A 14,995-nucleotide genomic window follows, 5' to 3' on the forward strand; every position below is an offset into this window, starting at 1 on the left:
CGGCCACCGTTGCGACGCTCAGGCGGAGGTGGGCGCCGACGGCCCGTCAACCGCCGTCGCCGTTGGGGCATCGGGGTAGGCGAAGGACGAGGCGCGCTCCGTGGGCGCTGTCCTCGACGGTCAGCGTGCCGCCGTGGCTTTCCGCGATCTGCCGCGCGATCGACAGGCCGAGGCCGGTGCCGCCCGCGGCTCGGCTGCGCGCGGTGTCAAGCCGGGCGAACCGCTGGAAGACCATCTCGCGCTTGTCCGGCGGGATACCGGGGCCGTCGTCCAGGACCTCCAGAACGGCGGACCCCGGTTCTGTATGGACGATCAGGGAAATCGTGGTGGCGGCGTGCCGTTCGGCGTTGTCCAGCAGGCTGGTCAGCAGGCGGGCGAGTCGGAGGTTGTCGCCGACGACGCACACATCTGTCTGCAGGCTTGTGACGATCTTCTTCGTCGAGGGGCGCCCTGCCAGTTTCTGGGAGACCAGGGCTGTCAGGTCGATGTGCCGCCGGCCGGACTGCGGCGTGGCGTCGAGCCGGGACAGTGTCAGCAGGTCCGTCGTGATCGCCTGCAGCCGATCGATGCTGGGGATCAGCGAATGGGCCAGGGTGAGCACCTCGTCATCGGTGGAGGCGAGGAGGGCGTCCTCCACCTGCGCGCGCATCGCCGCGATGGGCGTACGCAACTCATGGGACGCGTCGGTGGTGAACCGGCGCTGTTGTTCCATGGCCTGTTCGAGCCGCTCCAGGGTGCCGTTCACGGTCAGGGCCAGCATGTGAATCTCGTCCCGGTTGGGCGGGATGGGCACCCTGCCTGTCGGGTGCGTGGCCTGGATCTCGCGGAGCTTGGTGCAGATGGCGTAGACCGGGCTCAGCGTCTTGCCCAGCAGCCGGTAGCACAGGAAGGTCAGGGCGCAGGTCAAGGTGATCGCTCCGCCGAAGACCACTGCGGCGACGGCCGGGCGTACGTACAGGGGTACGGCGGGGGCGACGGCGAAGACCGTCAGGGGGGCGTGCCCGCTGCGGAAGGCCGGGACGGCCACGACGAGGTGACAGCCCCAGATGGCCGGGCCGTGGTGGCACACCGTCGTGGCGATCGATCCTCGCGTATTCGCCGCGGGGTGGAGGGAGACGATGGCCGGCTGGCCCCACAGGCTGCGCGTCGCCTCGATCACTCGTCCCTGCTGGTCCACCACCTGGAGATGCCGGGCAGGCGGGCGCGGTGCAAGAGAGTGCGTGGTTCCGGCGGAGACGGCGTAGGCGACACGGTCGGCCACCGCCACCAGTCCAGCCACCAGGTATTCCGTGGTCAGGCTCCGGATGGCCATGAGGACGCCTATCGCCGACAGCAGGGAGAGCAGCGCCGAGACGGCTCCCCCAGCGAGCGTCAAACGGGCTCTTATCGACCAAGAGTGTAAAAAGCTCACATATGCCCCCAGAACTTCCAAGTATCCAGCAGTGCGGGGGCCTGTTCGTTCCAAGCATGAATCCTTTTGACCATGCCGAGTATGGACGTTTGCCTGGTCACGCGGACCGGCTGAGCGGTCAGGGGAGTACGCGCACCTCTGGATAGGGGTGATCGCCTGCCAGCAGCGGGGAGGCGCGGTGGCGGGTGACCTGGTCGGCGAACTGGATGACGTAGGCGTCCTGGATACGCAGGCCGCGCGCTCCATCGATGGATTCCAGCGGGAACAAGGCGCGAATCGGGGCCGCCAGGTAGATCACGGCGTAGTCGGTGAAGTTGAAGTGGCCGGTGCCGGCGATCTCGTAGCGCCAGATGGGGCCGGTGCTCTTGGCGAGCAGTTGCCGGGTCCGGTCGCTCATGCCCTGGTCACCGGGGTCGGCGGCGCGGCAGGCGCCGGTGATGCACGAGTTCTCGCCGCCGACGATGAGCGCCGGGGCCCGTAGGCCGGTCCGGACGACGCTGCCGTGCACGGCACCGTCGAGGTCGACCGCGCCCGCGCAGGACGGATCGTCATGGCAGGCCTGGAGGGCGGTGGCACCGCCGAAGGAGTGCCCGGCGTAGACAGGGTGGCCGGCGTCGACGTACCCGGCCATGCGCGCGTCGTGAGCGATCTCGGCGGCGACGAAGCGGGCGTCGGCGGTCCAGACGTCGAGCAGCCGGTCTGCGGATTCCTCCTCGTCTATGTCGTCGGGTTTGCCTGCCGGTGTGCTGGTCACCGCGTGCCCGCGCAGGACCGTGAGGTTCGCGCTGTAGGTCGGGGTCAGACTGGCCACGACGTAGCCGTGGCTGGCCAGGTCCTGAGCGAGGGTGCTGAACACCGGCGCGTTCAGCCCCATCCCCGGCGCGAGCACGATCAGGGGGAACCGGCCGGGCGCCGGGCCGACGCCGTCGATCGCCCGGGTGCGTACGCTCGCGAAGCTGCCCTCGCCCAGGCCGGGAAGCGGGGTGGGGATGTGCTGCCGCGCCCACGCGCCGGGAGTGTAGGGGGCGCGCGGCCCCCGGGTGCCGCGCGAGGTGGGATACCAGATCCACACAGCGAGCTCCCGCGGCAGGCCGGGCCGCGGCGCGAGCGTGTCGGTGCGGTTTGTGTCCGTCCATTCCCGCATCGTGCGCCCGACTCCGTACTCGCCGGTCGGCGCGGGCAGGTCCTGCGGCAGCACCCGCCGTACGGTGACCACGCCCAGGTAGCCGGCGACGAGCACGACCAGCGCCAGCGGCAGCCCGACCAGGACGCGGGAGACGCGCCGCCGGCGCGTCCTGAAGGCCTGCACCAGCAGGGTGACCAGGAAGACGATGCCCGCGAAGCACGCCAGCAGCCGGGTCACGTCGCCCAAGGTCTCTTGCGGGTAGTCGAGCAGCCGGCCGATGCCGGCGCGGAAGGCCAAGGTGACGGGAACGCTGGCCGCCGCGCCGTACAGCGCGGCGCGCAGGACGAGCGGGCGGCGGCGAGGCCGGGCCGGGCCGAGCAGCCCCAGATGGGCATCGAGCGGTATGAGCAGCGCGACCAGCAGGACCGCGCCCACAACCACCCGGAAGGCGGCAGCCTGGAGGGGCCGCGGGCCGAGGCCGTCGCCGACGGCCTCGCCCAGCGCCAGGCAGCCGGACACGGCGGTGGCGAGCAGAACGGCCGCGACGAGCCGGTGCCGCCGCAGAACCTCCGCGAACCGGCGGGCCCAGACGATGGGGACGCCCACGCGTTCCGCGGCGGTCAGGAGGTCTTCGACCCAGTCGGTGTCCGCTCTGGTGGCGGGCCGCGCCCGGAGCAGGGCCACGGCCGGCGGCACGGCCGACAGGGTGACGACCGCCAGCGCCGCGACCAGCAGATGCTGCTGCCACCCCCGTACGCCGGGGACGACCGATGCCCAGCACGTCGCCGCGGTCGCCCCCACGGCGGCGAGCAGCACCCGGGCGCCCCGCAGCAGATCGCCGGACGGCGCCCGCCCTACCCAGGCCCGGACGGCGATCGCCAGGGCCAGCGCCGGGACGAGCAGCTCCGTGCAGGAGATCACGACGTCGTACGGATCCTGGTGCCACGGGCTGTATGCGCGCACCGCTCGGACCTGGGTCGTCAGGAGGATCACCGCGGTGAACAGGCCCGCGCAGGCCGTGCACCACCGCAGGGCCACGGCTTCGGCTCTCTCAACGGTCACACACAGGGACGCTAGTACGCGAGACGATATACCGTCAAACGTACTAGAGAAGAGGAAGGGTCCGTACGACGCTGATCGAGGAGCACAGCGCGGCCACCCCGCAGGCCGCGACGACCGACAGCGTCAACGCCGTGCGATCCGCCATCGCGGCGGCGACGCCGTCCACCAGCGCGACAGCGCCGAGCACGGCCGTCACGGCCACCGCCAGCCGCACCGGCCGCCGCATCGCCACGGCGGAAGGCCGGGCCCGGCACAACGTGACGACCGGCCCGGCGGCGGCCGCCAGCCCGGTGAGAGCCAGGCCGCCCACCCATGCCAGCACGCCGGCCAGGAAGCCCGCCGAGTGCCGGTGCGGCTGCGCGAGCATCAGACCGCCCACCGCCTCCACCCCCGCCAGCACGCCGCCCGGCAGCAGCGGCGCTACCAAGCGCCCGTCGCGAGCCGGGACCAGGACGCTCAGGGTGAGCAGCAGCGCCGCCGCCACCGCCACCAGGCACCCGGCCAGCACCAGCACCCAGGACACCGACATCAGGACGCCCACCACGTGCGGCGTCCCCGGCGGGGGCGGATCCAGCAGCAGCCGATCCAGCATCGGCACCGACGAGATCCCCGCGCACCAGGCAACCCAGGTCGTGGCCAGCGTCGCCTGCATGCGGCGACGTACGCGTGCGGCCGAGTCACCCGCCAGCGCAGGCCGCAACCAGGCTCGGGCGGCGCCCAGTGCGAGGTCCAGCGTCACCCGAGGGCCGCCATCGGTCTCCTCGACGAGTGCCGCGAGTTCCTCGCCGTACCGCTCGCGGAACCACGGTGGATAGCAGGCCAGCACGACGCCCGCCAGGCCGCTCATCGCGCGAGGCCCGCCGACAGGCGACGCAGGCCGACGGTGGCGAAGCGCGACATCTCCGCCAGCCGCTCGCTCAGCTCGGCCGCTCCCGCCGCGGTGATCCGATACGGCCGGCGACGCTCCTCCCCGGGGAGCGCCTCCACCAGCCCACGCTCCTCGAGCCGGGACAGCGCGCCGTACAGCGTCCCCGGGCCGAGCGTGACACCGGCCTGCTCCCGTACGTCCTTGACGATCGCGTAGCCGTGCTTCGGCCCCTCGGCGAGACTCCCCAGGATCAGCAACGGCGGATTGCCCCAGCTCAACGGATCGGCGCGGCGCGCCATGGCGGCTCCCTCTAGTACGTCAAACGCTACATCGCGCAACGATGCTATTCGAGTGACTCGCCAACCGGGGGAGCAGCAGGGCGATCAAGGTCCGGGCGCGCGGTTCAGCCCTGCTGCCGGTTCAAGGTCTTCTCAAGGGTCTGCAGCGCCGCGACACACTGTGCCCGGGTCGGGTTGCCGGCGCGCAGCGCGGTCAGCGCCCCGTCGATCGCGTCGTCCAAGGCGTGCCAGTCCTGCGGGGAGCGGGGCTTGAGGCCTGCCTCCGCGGCGTCCCAGGCCACCTCGAGGTCTTTGATCCGCGTTTTCGCGCCGGCGAGGTCGCCCTTGGCGGTCAGCGCGTTGACGTCGTCGATGATCACCGCGAAGGAGGACAGGTCCCCGAGCTTGGGCGACACCACCCGCCGTGCCTTCGCGGCCCCCGCCGCCGTCGAGTCCCCTGCTGCCCCGCCGATGGAGTCGGCGGATCCGGCCGCCGCCACCCTCGATCCGGGAGTCTGGCCGGTGGCTCCGGCCGACAGCCAGCCGCCGATCCCGACGACGGCGGCGATGCCGGCGGCAGCCCACACCAGGTCCGACGGCCGGCCCAGGCTCGCCCGGCCCGACTTGCCCCCGATATCCGCCGAGTGCGCGCCCGCGCGGCGGGCCCTGGTCGTGGCCACCTGCTCGCGCCCGACGAGCACGACGATAACGGCGAAGAACAACACGCTGGTCCGGGTGGCACCCAGACCCAGACCACCGAGCGAGTGGTCCTGGGTGAGCAGATCACCGACCGCGGCGCCCAGCGGGCGAGTCAGGATGTAGGCGGCCCAGAACGCGGCCACCTGCCAGGCCTCGATCCGCCACAGCACCAGCGTGACGAGGAAGGCGCCGCCGAAGATCAGCGCACCGTTGCGGAACCCGAGACTCAACGCCTCGGTGGACAGGTCGCCGGCCGCGGTGCCCAGCGCGAAGGTGGTCAGAATGGCGCCCCAATAGAACGCCTCCCGCCGGGGCGTGTTGATCGCCGTGATCGACAGAGTCATCTCCTGCCGGTACCAGACGGTGAAGACCACGGCGAGGAGCACCGCGAACAGCGCCGTGCTGACGTACAGACTGACCCCGAGGGTGTCGGTGAGGAAGTCGGTGATCTGCGTCCCCGAGATGCTCACCAGCACCACGGACAGCCAATAGATCCACGGGGTGTGGCGGCGGGTGGATGCCTGCAGCACCAGGGCCGCCGCCAGGACGACGAACACCAGACCATCGGTCACTACCGGGCCCAGCCCGACATTGACCGACAGGTAGTCCGCGAACGTCTCCCCCATCGTCGTCGAAAGGATCTTGATGACCCAGAAGGTCGCGGTGACCAGGGGCACCTTGTTCGTCATTCGCCGCAGCCGAGGGGGAGCAGAGATGGTTACCATGCGCACGCTCCAGACAGGAAAGTGGACGCGTCATCGGGGCAACGGTAGGAGGGCGATGATTAACGCCCGCTTAGCGCGAGATGAGCCGCGCTCTTACTCGAAGGGCGCCGTTCAGGCCGGCGTCAGCGGTCGCCTGCGGTTGAGAAGGGCCACTCCCAGGGCGCACCCGCATCCCAGCGCCACGAAGGCCGTCCACGGCAGCCATCTGTACGGGGACTCCCACATCAGACCGGTGAGCAGGTTGCCCACGGCGGTCGCGACGCCGGACACGGTCGAATAGAGGCCGTAGTGCGTGGCGACGAGACGCCCGCGCGACAGCCGTACGATGACGTCCATCTCGAACGGGCAGATCAGCATCGTGCCCACGGCCAGCAGGGCCGCGCCGGCCAGCATCGGCAGCATCGCGAGATGTTCGGCCACCTCCTCGTCGAGGACGGAGGGCACGACGGGCTGCGGAAACGCGGCCAGAGGCACGAACGCCAGCGCCATCACCACGAGACCGGCCGCCAGGCAGCGCGGCGGTGACCACCGCTTCGCCGCCCACGCACCCACCCGTCCCTGCAACGCGATCGCCAGCACCGCCGACAGCGCGAACAGCTCGCCCATCCCGAAGTTCTGTTCGGGCCCGAGCGTGCGGCCCATGACCAGCGGCACCGTGACGTAGATCTGGAACGGCAGCAGGTACGACCCGGCCATGGAGAGGGAGAAGACGAGGAAGCGGCGATCTCGCAGGACCCTCCGCCATCCGGCGCGGTCCTCCCTGGGGGCCGTGGCGGCGACGGCGGGAAGCGCGACCGCCTGGACCATGGTGAGGACGGCGAACACCGCGGCGGCGACGAGCGCGACCAGGCGGAAGTCCAGCGCGGCCAGCACCAGCCCGGCCAGCGGGCCGAGCAGCAGCCCGGCCTGCCCGGCCACGTTGAAACGGCCGAACAGGGTGGTCCTGCGGTCACCGGCGACCGTCGCCAGCATGGTGCGTATCCCCGGGTCGAACAGCGCGCCCGCGAAACCGGTCGCCGCCGAGGCCAGCACCAGCGCCGGCACCCTGTCGGCGAACGCGAGCAGTCCGAACCCCGCGGACCTCAGCGCGCAGCCGGTCACGACGGCGGCGCGGCACCCGAACCGGTCGGCCAGATGCCCGCCCACCAGCGCCAGCCCGCGCTGGCTCGCGTTGCGGATCCCGAGGATCAGTCCCACCGCCGACGCGGTCAGGCCGAGGCCGTGCGTGAGGTGCCCCGCGAGGTACGGCATCAGCAGGGTGAAGCCGAACTTGATGGAGAACTGGCTGGTCAGCAGGAGCCGGATGAGATTTCTGTCACTCATGGTGACGGGAAGGCTACTCATTGCTCGGTTAGCGCCCCGCTTACCTTGGCGAGGCCACCATGGGCGGATGAGGTCGTTGCGCAGCCGTCTGCTCACCACGATCACGGGGGTCGCCGTGCTGGCCGTCTCCCTGTTCGCGGTGCCGCTGGCCGTGGCCGTCGCCCGGCTCTACCACGACGGAGCGATCGAGTCACTGGAAATGGAGGCGACGTGGGTGGCCTCCACCTTCTCCAGCGCCGCCCCGGTTTCGCTCCCCACCGGTCTTCCCCGCGATATGACCGTCGGCGTCTACACGACGGACGGTCGGCGGCTCCTCGGCTCTGGCCCTGCCCGGTCGCCGCTCAGGGAGGGCGTCGAGGGTGGCGTCCTCATCGCCACCGCGCCCATCCCGTCCGACGAGACGCCGGGGGTGGTGAGGGTCGCCACCTCGTACGACACGGTGGCTGGCAAGACGCACATCGCGTGGCTCATCATGGCCGGGCTGGCCGTACTCGTGATCGGACTGGCCGCCGCGTTCGCACGGCGTCAGTCGGCGAGGCTCGCCGCGCCGCTGGAGGACCTGACCCGCTCCGCACAGGCCCTCGGCGACGGCGACTTCACGATCCGGGCGCCGCGATCCAATGTGCGGGAGGCCGACCAGGCCGGGCTCGCACTCGAAGCCACCGCCCGCAGGCTCGGTGACGTGCTCGATCGTGAGCGCGCCTTCAGCGCCAACGTCTCCCACCAGCTCCGCACCCAGCTCACCGGGATGATGCTCGGGCTGGAGGCGGCCCTGGCCCGGCCGGACGCCGCCCTCGCCGACGCCGTCCACACCGCTCTCACGCGAGGCGAGCGGCTGCAGACCGTGATCGACGACCTCGTACGGCTCACCCGTGACCACCGGACCGGATCGGCGCCGCTCGACGTACCCGCCGTGCTCGATGAAGTCAGGGAGTGCTGGCAGGGCCCGCTCGCCGCCCAGGGACGCCGGCTGACGGTCAGCGTGCCGGACGACCTGCCCCCCGTCGCCGCCTCCCCCGCGGCGGTGCGGCAGATCCTGCGCGTGCTGCTCGACAACGCCTTGGTCCACGGTGAGGGCGAGGTCACCGTCGAGGCGGCGGACCTCGCCGACGGCATCGCGATCGAGGTGGCCGACCGCGGACCGGGAGTCCCGGAGGATATGGACGTGTTCGCCCGGCGCGCGGCCGACGGGCACGGCATCGGCCTCGCGCTGGCCCGCTCGCTGGCCGAGGCCGAGGCGGGCCGCCTGGTCCTGCGCAGGACCGTTCCGCCGGTCTTCAGCCTTCTGCTGTCTCCGGCAGCTCGTAGCGATAGCCCCGTCCCCGTACCGTAGCGATCCGCTGCGGATCCTCGCCGTGGTCGATGAGCTTGCGGCGGAGCGCGAACACGTGCACGTCGAGCGTCTTGGTCGGCCCGAACCAGTTGACGTCCCACACCTCGTCCATCAGCTCCTCGCGGGAGACGACCTCACCGGCGCGGGACGCCAGCGCCGTCAGCAGGTCGAACTCCTTGGGCCGCAGCGCCACCTCGTCGCCCGCGACGTACGCCCTGCGAGCCGGCAGGTCGAGGCTGAGCCGCCCCACCTTCACGGTCCGATCGTCGTCCCGGGGCGCCACCTGGCGACGCAGATGGGCACGTAGCCTGGCCAGCAGCTCGGTCAGCCGGAACGGCTTGGTCAGATAGTCGTCCGCCCCCGCGTCGAGCGCCACGACCACCTCGAACTCCTCGGTGCGCGCCGTCAGCACCACGATCACCGCCTGCGGCAGAACCGCCCGCAACCGGCGGCACACGGTGACGCCGTCATCGTCCGGCAGCCCCAGGTCCAGCAGCACCAGATCGGGCATGACCGCCCCGCCCAGATCGAGCGCCCTCGCCCCCGTGGTCGCGAGGTCGGTCCGGTAGCCCGCGACGGTCAGCGCCGACTCCAGCTCCGGCCCGATCACCGGATCGTCCTCCACCACAAGCACCCGCGCCATGCACCAAGCCTTACACCAGTTCAGACACCGATGAGTTCCAACAGCAGGTGGAGGTCGTGGGTGGCTTCGGCGATGGAGCAGGTGGCGACGGCGAGGACCGCGCCTGCGGCGGCCGCGATTTCGGGACGGTGGCGCAGGGGCGGTGCGAGCAGGGCGGCGACCCGGCGGGGCACCGGCCCGGCGTCCCGCGGCAGGCCGCGATGGCCGAGGATGCCCAGGGCGTGGCCCGGAAGACGGTTCCCGGCGGTGCGGGGGGCGGCCAGGGCGGCTTTGCCGACGGTGCGGGCGACCCGGGCGCGGTCGCCGCTCGCGGCGGCGGCGCGTTCGTCGGCCCAGCGTTCGACGGTGTAGGTGACGGCGGCGGCGAGCGGGCGCAGAAGAGGGTTCACCGCGGCGCCCAGCCCCGCGAGCGCGACGAAGAGGTAGTGATGCGCCGCCAGATGGGCTCGCTCGTGGGCGAGCAGGATGTCGTGCTCGCCGTCGTCCAGCAGGTGCAGCATGCCGGTGGACACCACGATGCGTCCAGGCAGTCCCGGCACCGCGAACGCGTCGGGGGTCTCGTCCTCGATGACGACCAGGTCGTCATGGGCGGGCATACAGGCGGCCTGCTGGGCCGCGGCGGCCAGTGAGCGGGCGCGGGTCCACAGCATGCGGCCGGCGGCGAGTACGGCACCGCCGAGCAGAAGGCCTGCGACCACGGCGACCGACAACTGGGTGGGGTCGTCCCGCTGGACGGCGTTGACGGACCAGTGCCCGAGGTCGGCGAGCAGGGGGATGCGGATCAGTCCGGTGATGGCAAGCAGGCCCAGCGACAGGGTGCTCGCCGCGCCCAGCACCAGTGCCGAGACGGTGAGCAGCCAGGTGGCCACACGGGGTTCGCACCGTTCCGACAGGAGTCGCGCGCCGAGTGGGGCGAGCAACGACAGCAGCAGCGGAAGGTAGACGGCGATGCGCATCGGGTCCTCTACCGGTGTTGGTCGGGCCCGAGCAGCCGGCGCAGGAGGTCGGCGTCGGAGGGGGACAGGCCGTCGGCGAAGCGGGTGAGCACGGCCTGCCGGTCGGGCCGTTCCTCCAGAACGCTGCGCATGCGGCGGGCGGCGAACCCGTCCTCGTCGGTGACGGGGGCGTAGGCGTAGGCCCGGCCGCGCTGATGCCGGACGAGCAACTGCTTCGCGTACAGCCGGGTGAGGATGGTCACCACGGTGCTGTAGGCCGGCTCGCCGCCGAGACGCTCGGCGACCTCTCCAGGGGTCAGCGCTGTGTCCGCTCGCAGCAGCACGTCGAGGATCTCGGCCTCCCGCTCGCCGTTGGCGCGCTTGTGACCCCGCCCGGGGGGAGTGGCGCTCATGGGTTGTCGTTTCCCTCGCTCGTCTTCTACAGTCGTGTAGAACTTCTACGGCGGTGTAAAAGTTGCCGTGTTCCGAGTGTGCCACGTGCCCTGAGCCGACGGACAGGGGCAGCGTCCGCCCCGTGATGCGCCTGCGCTGCCCGGCTCCAGCGCCTCCCTGGAGAAAGAGTCAGACTGCCGATGAGTGACATCAGTGTCCTGCAGGCCGTGGTGCTGGGTGTCGTCGAGGGGGTGACCGAGTTCCTGCCGGTCTCCTCCACCGGCCACCTGAAGATCGCCGAGGGCCTGATGGGTGTCCCCGTGAGCGACGCCGCGGTGGTCGCCTTCACCGCGGTGATCCAGGTCGGGGCGATCGCCGCGGCGCTGGTCTACTTCTTCCCCGACATCGTCCGCATCGTCTCCGCCTGGTTCCGCGGCGTGTTCCGGCCCGCGGAGCGGCAGAACCACGACTACGCCTTCGCCTGGTGGGTCGTCTACGCCACGATCCCGATCGTCGTCGTGGGACTCGCCGCCAAACCGCTCATCGAGGGCCCGCTCGCCTCGCTGTGGGTGGTGGCCGGCTCGCTACTGGCCGGCAGCGCGGTGATGTGGCTCGCCGACCGGATGGGCCGCCACAAGCGCGGCGAGGCCGACACCGGTCTGAAGGACGCCATGCTGGTGGGCTCCTCGCAGATTCTCGCCCTGCTGTTCCCCGGCTTCTCCCGCTCCGGAGCGACGATGTCCACCGCTCTTCTCCTGGACCTGGACCGGGTCGCGGCCACCCGGCTGTCGTTCCTCCTCGGGATCCCCGCCCTGACAGGAGCCGGTCTGTACGAGCTCAAGGACGCCGTCGGCGCGGGGGTCGGCACCGCACCGCTCGTGGTGGGCACGGCGGTGTCCTTCGTCGTCGCCTACGCCTCCATCGCCTGGCTGCTCCGGTACGTCGCCCGGCACTCGTTCAACGCCTTCGTGGTCTACCGGATCGTCGTCGGGGCGCTGCTGTTCGCGCTGCTGGGCGCCGGAGTGATCAAGGCATGACCGCCCGGGCCGCCGCCCGGCCGAGCCGGCGGTTCCCGTGGCTGGCCCTGGTGTCCGCCGGCTACGCGGCGGCCCAGCTGGCTCTCGCCGCGCCTCACCTCGGGCTCGGCTGGGACGAGACGGTGTACCTGTCTCAGGTCGACCCGCGCAATCCGGCCGCCTACTTCAGCGCACCGCGTTCGCGGGGCATCAGCTTCCTGACGGCCCCCGTGCTGGCCGTCACCGGCTCCACCCCGGTGCTCAGGACCGTGCTGGCACTGCTGTCGGCCGCCGCGCTCTATGCCGCGTACCGTGTCTGGCGCCCGCTGCTCGGACCCCGCCGGACCGCGCTCGCCGCCCTGCTGTTCGCGGGTCTGTGGGTCACCGTGCTGTACGGGCCTCAGGCCATGCCCAACCTGTGGGTGGCGCTGTCGGCGGTGGCGGCGGTCGGCTGGTTCCTGCGCGGCCACCGGCCCGGCGCGTCCAGGGCCGCGTTTCTCGGCCTGGGCGGCGCCGTCGCGGCAGCCACGCTTTTCCGCTTCTCCGACGGCGTCTGGCTCGCGGCGCCGCTACTGGCCGCCTGCGCGGCAGTGCCCGCCTGGCGACGCCCGGCCCCCGCCCTCGCCGTCGTGGCCGGGCTCGCGCTGGGCGGCGCCCAGTGGATCGCCGAGGCGTACGTACGATGGGGCGGCATCGGTGCCCGTCTGCACGCCTCCAGTGCCACCGAAGGCGGCATGGGCCTGCACTGGGCCGGCGGTGACGCCTGGCGCAGCCTCAACGGGCCGGTGCTGTGCCGCCCCTGTACGGTTCCGCTGACCCACCCGGAATTCACGGTGTGGTGGCTGGCCCTTCCCGTGCTCGCGCTGACGGCATGCGCGGTGGCCCTGCGAGCCGGGCGGCCTGCGGAAACCGTGCTGCCCGTCGGCTGCGCCGCCGCGCTGAGCGTCCCCTACCTCGTCCTCATCGACTACTCCGCGCCGCGCTTCTTCCTGCCCGTCTACGCCTTGTTGGCCCTGCCGGTCGCCACCCTGGCGGCTCGTGCGGTGGGGACGGTCCGCCCTGCACCCGCTCGCGTCGCTGTCGCAGGCGGCCTCGCCGCGCTCCTCGTACTGCACCTGACGGTGCAGTACGAGGTCCTCCAGGAGAGGCACGCCGACGTGCGCGCCACCACCGACCGCTACCGGGCAGTCGCCGATGGCCTGCGCCGCCTCGGCCTGCACCCGCCCTGCCTGGTCACCGGCAGCCACTCCCAACCGATCGGCTACTACATCGGCTGTGCCTCCGCCGACGTCAGCGGCAACAACCGCAACACCACCGAAGCCGCCCTGCTGCGCCGCGCGGCAGCCGAACCCACCGCAGCCCTCGCCAGAACACGCTCCGGACCTCCCGGCTATGCCCGTGGCTGGGCCGCCCACCGGCTCCGGGGCACCGGCTACACCGCCTACCTGCCTCAATCCTGAACACGTGTCGGCCGATCTCCGCTCAAGGCACGCTCATCGGGCCTCGGAGGCCAGTCGCGGAGGGGTAGGTAAACGAGCCTCCAGATGATTGTGAATGGAAATACGAGGCCCCCGTACACGGGAATCAGGAAAATGAGGCAGTCCTACGCCTGTACGAAACCTTCGGTAATGCGAGGAACAGTAGCAGCATCGGCAATAACAGCTGACAACCGATGGCAGCGGCGTCTTGCGCGATTATCGATTCCCAATGGAACAGGTCATCGATGTGCGCTCCAATATAGTTCGGAAGTGCTACACATATGATCCACAGTGAGCCCCGCACCCTTGCCCGTCTGGCCGAACTCATCCGCGCCCACCGCACCGAACACCGCGGCCGGTGGCGGCGCCTGAACCCCGGGCAACAGGCCTTACTGGTGCCGGCCCACCTGCGCACGGCGACACTTACACCCGCCTGGTCTGGGCCTCTCCTGCTCTTCCCGGGGCGGTGCACGACCTGACGCAGCCCGCATCGTGGGCCTGATCGACGCGCTGACGGCCAACGGCGTGCTGACCTTCGCCGACAAGGGCTACCAAGGCGCAGGTGCCACGGTCCGCACCCCCTTCAAGCGCCACCGGCACCGGCCGCGGCTGTCACGCGGGCAGAAGGACGTCAACCGTGCCCACGCCCGCATCCGAGCCCTCGTCGAACGCGCCATCGCGACCCTGAAGACGTGGAAGGTCCTGGCCAAGCTCCGCTGCTGTCCTCGCCGGGCCACCGCGATCGTGCCGCCCATCATGGCGTCTGCTGGTCGCGGCGGGTCTGCTTCTTCTCGCGGATGACCGCGTGGGCGTCGGCGACGGGGCCTAGGTGAGCGAGCTTGTCGGGATTGACGATCGAGCGGATGGTCTGGATGCGTCCGTCCAGGATGTCGAGCGTCCAGACGTTGCAGATGTGACCGTCTCGGTCGCGGATGATCGCACCCGGCTGGCCGTTCACCTCGTGCGCCTCCAGCACCGCGCCGATCTGGGCGAACGGCGGGATGGCGACGGACAGCACCCGGGCTACCTTCGCGACGCCGAAGAGGGGAATCGTACTCCCGATCTTGCCGGCGCCGTCGTTGACCAGCTGGACGTCGGCGGCCAGCAGTTCCTGCAGCCCTGTGACGTCCCCCTCCCTCATCGCATGGAAGAACCGCCCGGCGAGCTGCTCGCGGGCCCGGCGATCCGCTTCGAAGCGGGGCCGGCCCGCGTCCATGTGACGGCGTGCCTGCACCGCGAGCTGGCGGCAGGCCGCCTCCGACCGCTCCACCGCGGCGGCGATCTCCCGGTAGCTGAAGGCGAACACCTCGCGGAGCACGAAGACCGCACGCTCGAGCGGGCTGAGCCGCTCCAGCAGGATCAGCGCCGCCATCGACAACGAATCGGACAGCTCCGCCGACCGCTCCGGGTCCTGGTAGGGGTCGGTCAGCAGCGGTTCGGGGAACCATGGCCCGACGTAAGCCTCGCGCCGGACGCGGGCCGAGCGCAGCACGTCGATCGAGATCCGCGTCACCGTGGCCGACAGGAAGGCCTTGGGTGACTCGGGCTGGGCCGGGGAACCTTCGTAGCGCAGCCAGGCCTCCTGAACGGCGTCCTCGGCCTCGCTCACACTGCCCAGGATGCGGTAGGCGATCGCGAAAAGCAGCGGCCTCAGTTCCTGGAAGTCCTCGACGCGAGTCACGCCGACCATTGATATCACCACTCA

13 protein-coding genes and 1 pseudogene are annotated in these 14,995 nt (G+C 71.4%); 4 read left to right on the forward strand and 10 right to left on the reverse strand.

The window, feature by feature from the left end:
- Window positions 1–46 precede the first annotated feature (46 nt).
- The 6 genes from Msi02_RS39420 to Msi02_RS39445 form a co-directional block, all read right to left on the reverse strand.
- Window positions 47–1,375, reverse strand: coding sequence for a sensor histidine kinase (locus Msi02_RS39420; RefSeq protein WP_204052848.1), 1,329 nt, complete (start codon window positions 1,373–1,375; stop codon window positions 47–49).
- Window positions 1,376–1,529: 154 nt separating this feature from the next.
- Window positions 1,530–3,599, reverse strand: a complete 2,070-nt coding sequence (locus Msi02_RS39425; protein WP_204052849.1) for an alpha/beta hydrolase family protein — start codon at window positions 3,597–3,599, stop codon at window positions 1,530–1,532.
- A 43-nt stretch (window positions 3,600–3,642) separates the two neighbouring features.
- Complete coding sequence (locus tag Msi02_RS39430) at window positions 3,643–4,446, reverse strand: hypothetical protein (protein WP_204052850.1); 804 nt, start codon at window positions 4,444–4,446, stop codon at window positions 3,643–3,645.
- Window positions 4,443–4,766 (reverse strand): PadR family transcriptional regulator, encoded by a 324-nt coding sequence (locus tag Msi02_RS39435; RefSeq protein WP_204052851.1) that lies wholly within the window; start codon window positions 4,764–4,766, stop codon window positions 4,443–4,445. Before Msi02_RS39435 ends, Msi02_RS39430 begins: the two co-directional genes overlap by 4 nt.
- Before the next feature lie 104 nt (window positions 4,767–4,870).
- The gene (locus tag Msi02_RS39440; protein ID WP_204052852.1) at window positions 4,871–6,133 is read right to left on the reverse strand and encodes a COG4705 family protein; all 1,263 of its coding nucleotides are present in this window, start codon (window positions 6,131–6,133) and stop codon (window positions 4,871–4,873) included.
- Window positions 6,134–6,280: 147 nt separating this feature from the next.
- Window positions 6,281–7,492, reverse strand: coding sequence for an MFS transporter (locus Msi02_RS39445; RefSeq protein WP_239109202.1), 1,212 nt, complete (start codon window positions 7,490–7,492; stop codon window positions 6,281–6,283).
- Between the two features lie 67 nt (window positions 7,493–7,559).
- On the opposite strand from Msi02_RS39445, the gene Msi02_RS39450 reads away from it, so the two are divergent.
- Window positions 7,560–8,825: a HAMP domain-containing sensor histidine kinase gene (locus Msi02_RS39450; RefSeq protein WP_204052854.1), complete on the forward strand. Its 1,266-nt coding sequence runs from the start codon at window positions 7,560–7,562 to the stop codon at window positions 8,823–8,825.
- Here the strand turns inward: Msi02_RS39450 and Msi02_RS39455 are convergent.
- From Msi02_RS39455 to Msi02_RS39465, 3 genes are read right to left on the reverse strand one after another with little or no spacing between them, the layout of a single operon-like run.
- On the reverse strand, window positions 8,770–9,468 hold the full coding sequence (locus Msi02_RS39455) for a response regulator transcription factor (RefSeq protein WP_204052855.1): 699 nt from the start codon (window positions 9,466–9,468) through the stop codon (window positions 8,770–8,772). The genes Msi02_RS39450 and Msi02_RS39455 overlap by 56 nt on opposite strands.
- A gap of 20 nt (window positions 9,469–9,488) precedes the next feature.
- Window positions 9,489–10,424 carry a M56 family metallopeptidase gene (locus tag Msi02_RS39460; protein WP_204052856.1) on the reverse strand — a complete coding sequence of 312 codons (936 nt, stop codon included), beginning with the start codon at window positions 10,422–10,424 and terminating at the stop codon, window positions 9,489–9,491.
- Between the two features lie 8 nt (window positions 10,425–10,432).
- A complete protein-coding gene (locus tag Msi02_RS39465) occupies window positions 10,433–10,816 on the reverse strand; it encodes a BlaI/MecI/CopY family transcriptional regulator (RefSeq protein ID WP_204052857.1) in 384 nt (127 codons plus the stop codon).
- A 180-nt stretch (window positions 10,817–10,996) separates the two neighbouring features.
- Here Msi02_RS39465 and Msi02_RS39470 point away from each other — a divergent pair, with 180 nt between their 5' ends.
- The 3 genes and pseudogenes from Msi02_RS39470 to Msi02_RS39480 all read left to right on the forward strand — a co-directional run bounded on the left by Msi02_RS39470 (window position 10,997) and on the right by Msi02_RS39480 (window position 14,091).
- The gene (locus Msi02_RS39470) at window positions 10,997–11,833 is read left to right on the forward strand and encodes an undecaprenyl-diphosphate phosphatase (RefSeq protein ID WP_204052858.1); all 837 of its coding nucleotides are present in this window, start codon (window positions 10,997–10,999) and stop codon (window positions 11,831–11,833) included.
- Window positions 11,830–13,272, forward strand: coding sequence for a hypothetical protein (locus Msi02_RS39475; protein ID WP_204052859.1), 1,443 nt, complete (start codon window positions 11,830–11,832; stop codon window positions 13,270–13,272). Before Msi02_RS39470 ends, Msi02_RS39475 begins: the two co-directional genes overlap by 4 nt.
- 299 nt (window positions 13,273–13,571) lie before the next feature.
- Window positions 13,572–14,091, forward strand: a pseudogene (locus Msi02_RS39480) (transposase family protein).
- Here the strand turns inward: Msi02_RS39480 and Msi02_RS39485 are convergent.
- Entirely contained in the window at window positions 14,045–14,980 is a 936-nt protein-coding gene (locus tag Msi02_RS39485) for an RNA polymerase sigma-70 factor (RefSeq protein ID WP_308441854.1), read from the reverse strand. The pseudogene Msi02_RS39480 and the gene Msi02_RS39485 sit on opposite strands and share 47 nt — an antisense overlap.
- Between the last annotated feature and the right edge of the window lie 15 nt (window positions 14,981–14,995).

The sequence above is a fragment of the Microbispora siamensis genome, from assembly GCF_016863095.1.
In the GTDB taxonomy this organism is placed as follows: domain Bacteria; phylum Actinomycetota; class Actinomycetes; order Streptosporangiales; family Streptosporangiaceae; genus Microbispora; species Microbispora siamensis.

What these genes read in the sequence shown, in the direction of transcription:
- Msi02_RS39470 (WP_204052858.1), top strand. Translation starts at nt 10,997, where the DNA reads ATGAGTGACATCAGTGTCCTGCAGGCCGTGGTGCTGGGTGTCGTCGAG.
- Msi02_RS39445 (WP_239109202.1), bottom strand. Translation starts at nt 7,492, where the DNA reads ATGAGTGACAGAAATCTCATCCGGCTCCTGCTGACCAGCCAGTTCTCC.
- Msi02_RS39435 (WP_204052851.1), bottom strand. Translation starts at nt 4,766, where the DNA reads ATGGCGCGCCGCGCCGATCCGTTGAGCTGGGGCAATCCGCCGTTGCTG.
- Msi02_RS39465 (WP_204052857.1), bottom strand. Translation starts at nt 10,816, where the DNA reads ATGAGCGCCACTCCCCCCGGGCGGGGTCACAAGCGCGCCAACGGCGAG.
- Msi02_RS39460 (WP_204052856.1), bottom strand. Translation starts at nt 10,424, where the DNA reads ATGCGCATCGCCGTCTACCTTCCGCTGCTGCTGTCGTTGCTCGCCCCA.
- Msi02_RS39475 (WP_204052859.1), top strand. Translation starts at nt 11,830, where the DNA reads ATGACCGCCCGGGCCGCCGCCCGGCCGAGCCGGCGGTTCCCGTGGCTG.
- Msi02_RS39430 (WP_204052850.1), bottom strand. Translation starts at nt 4,446, where the DNA reads ATGAGCGGCCTGGCGGGCGTCGTGCTGGCCTGCTATCCACCGTGGTTC.
- Msi02_RS39485 (WP_308441854.1), bottom strand. Translation starts at nt 14,980, where the DNA reads ATGGTCGGCGTGACTCGCGTCGAGGACTTCCAGGAACTGAGGCCGCTG.
- Msi02_RS39455 (WP_204052855.1), bottom strand. Translation starts at nt 9,468, where the DNA reads ATGGCGCGGGTGCTTGTGGTGGAGGACGATCCGGTGATCGGGCCGGAG.
- Msi02_RS39440 (WP_204052852.1), bottom strand. Translation starts at nt 6,133, where the DNA reads ATGACGAACAAGGTGCCCCTGGTCACCGCGACCTTCTGGGTCATCAAG.
- Msi02_RS39450 (WP_204052854.1), top strand. Translation starts at nt 7,560, where the DNA reads ATGAGGTCGTTGCGCAGCCGTCTGCTCACCACGATCACGGGGGTCGCC.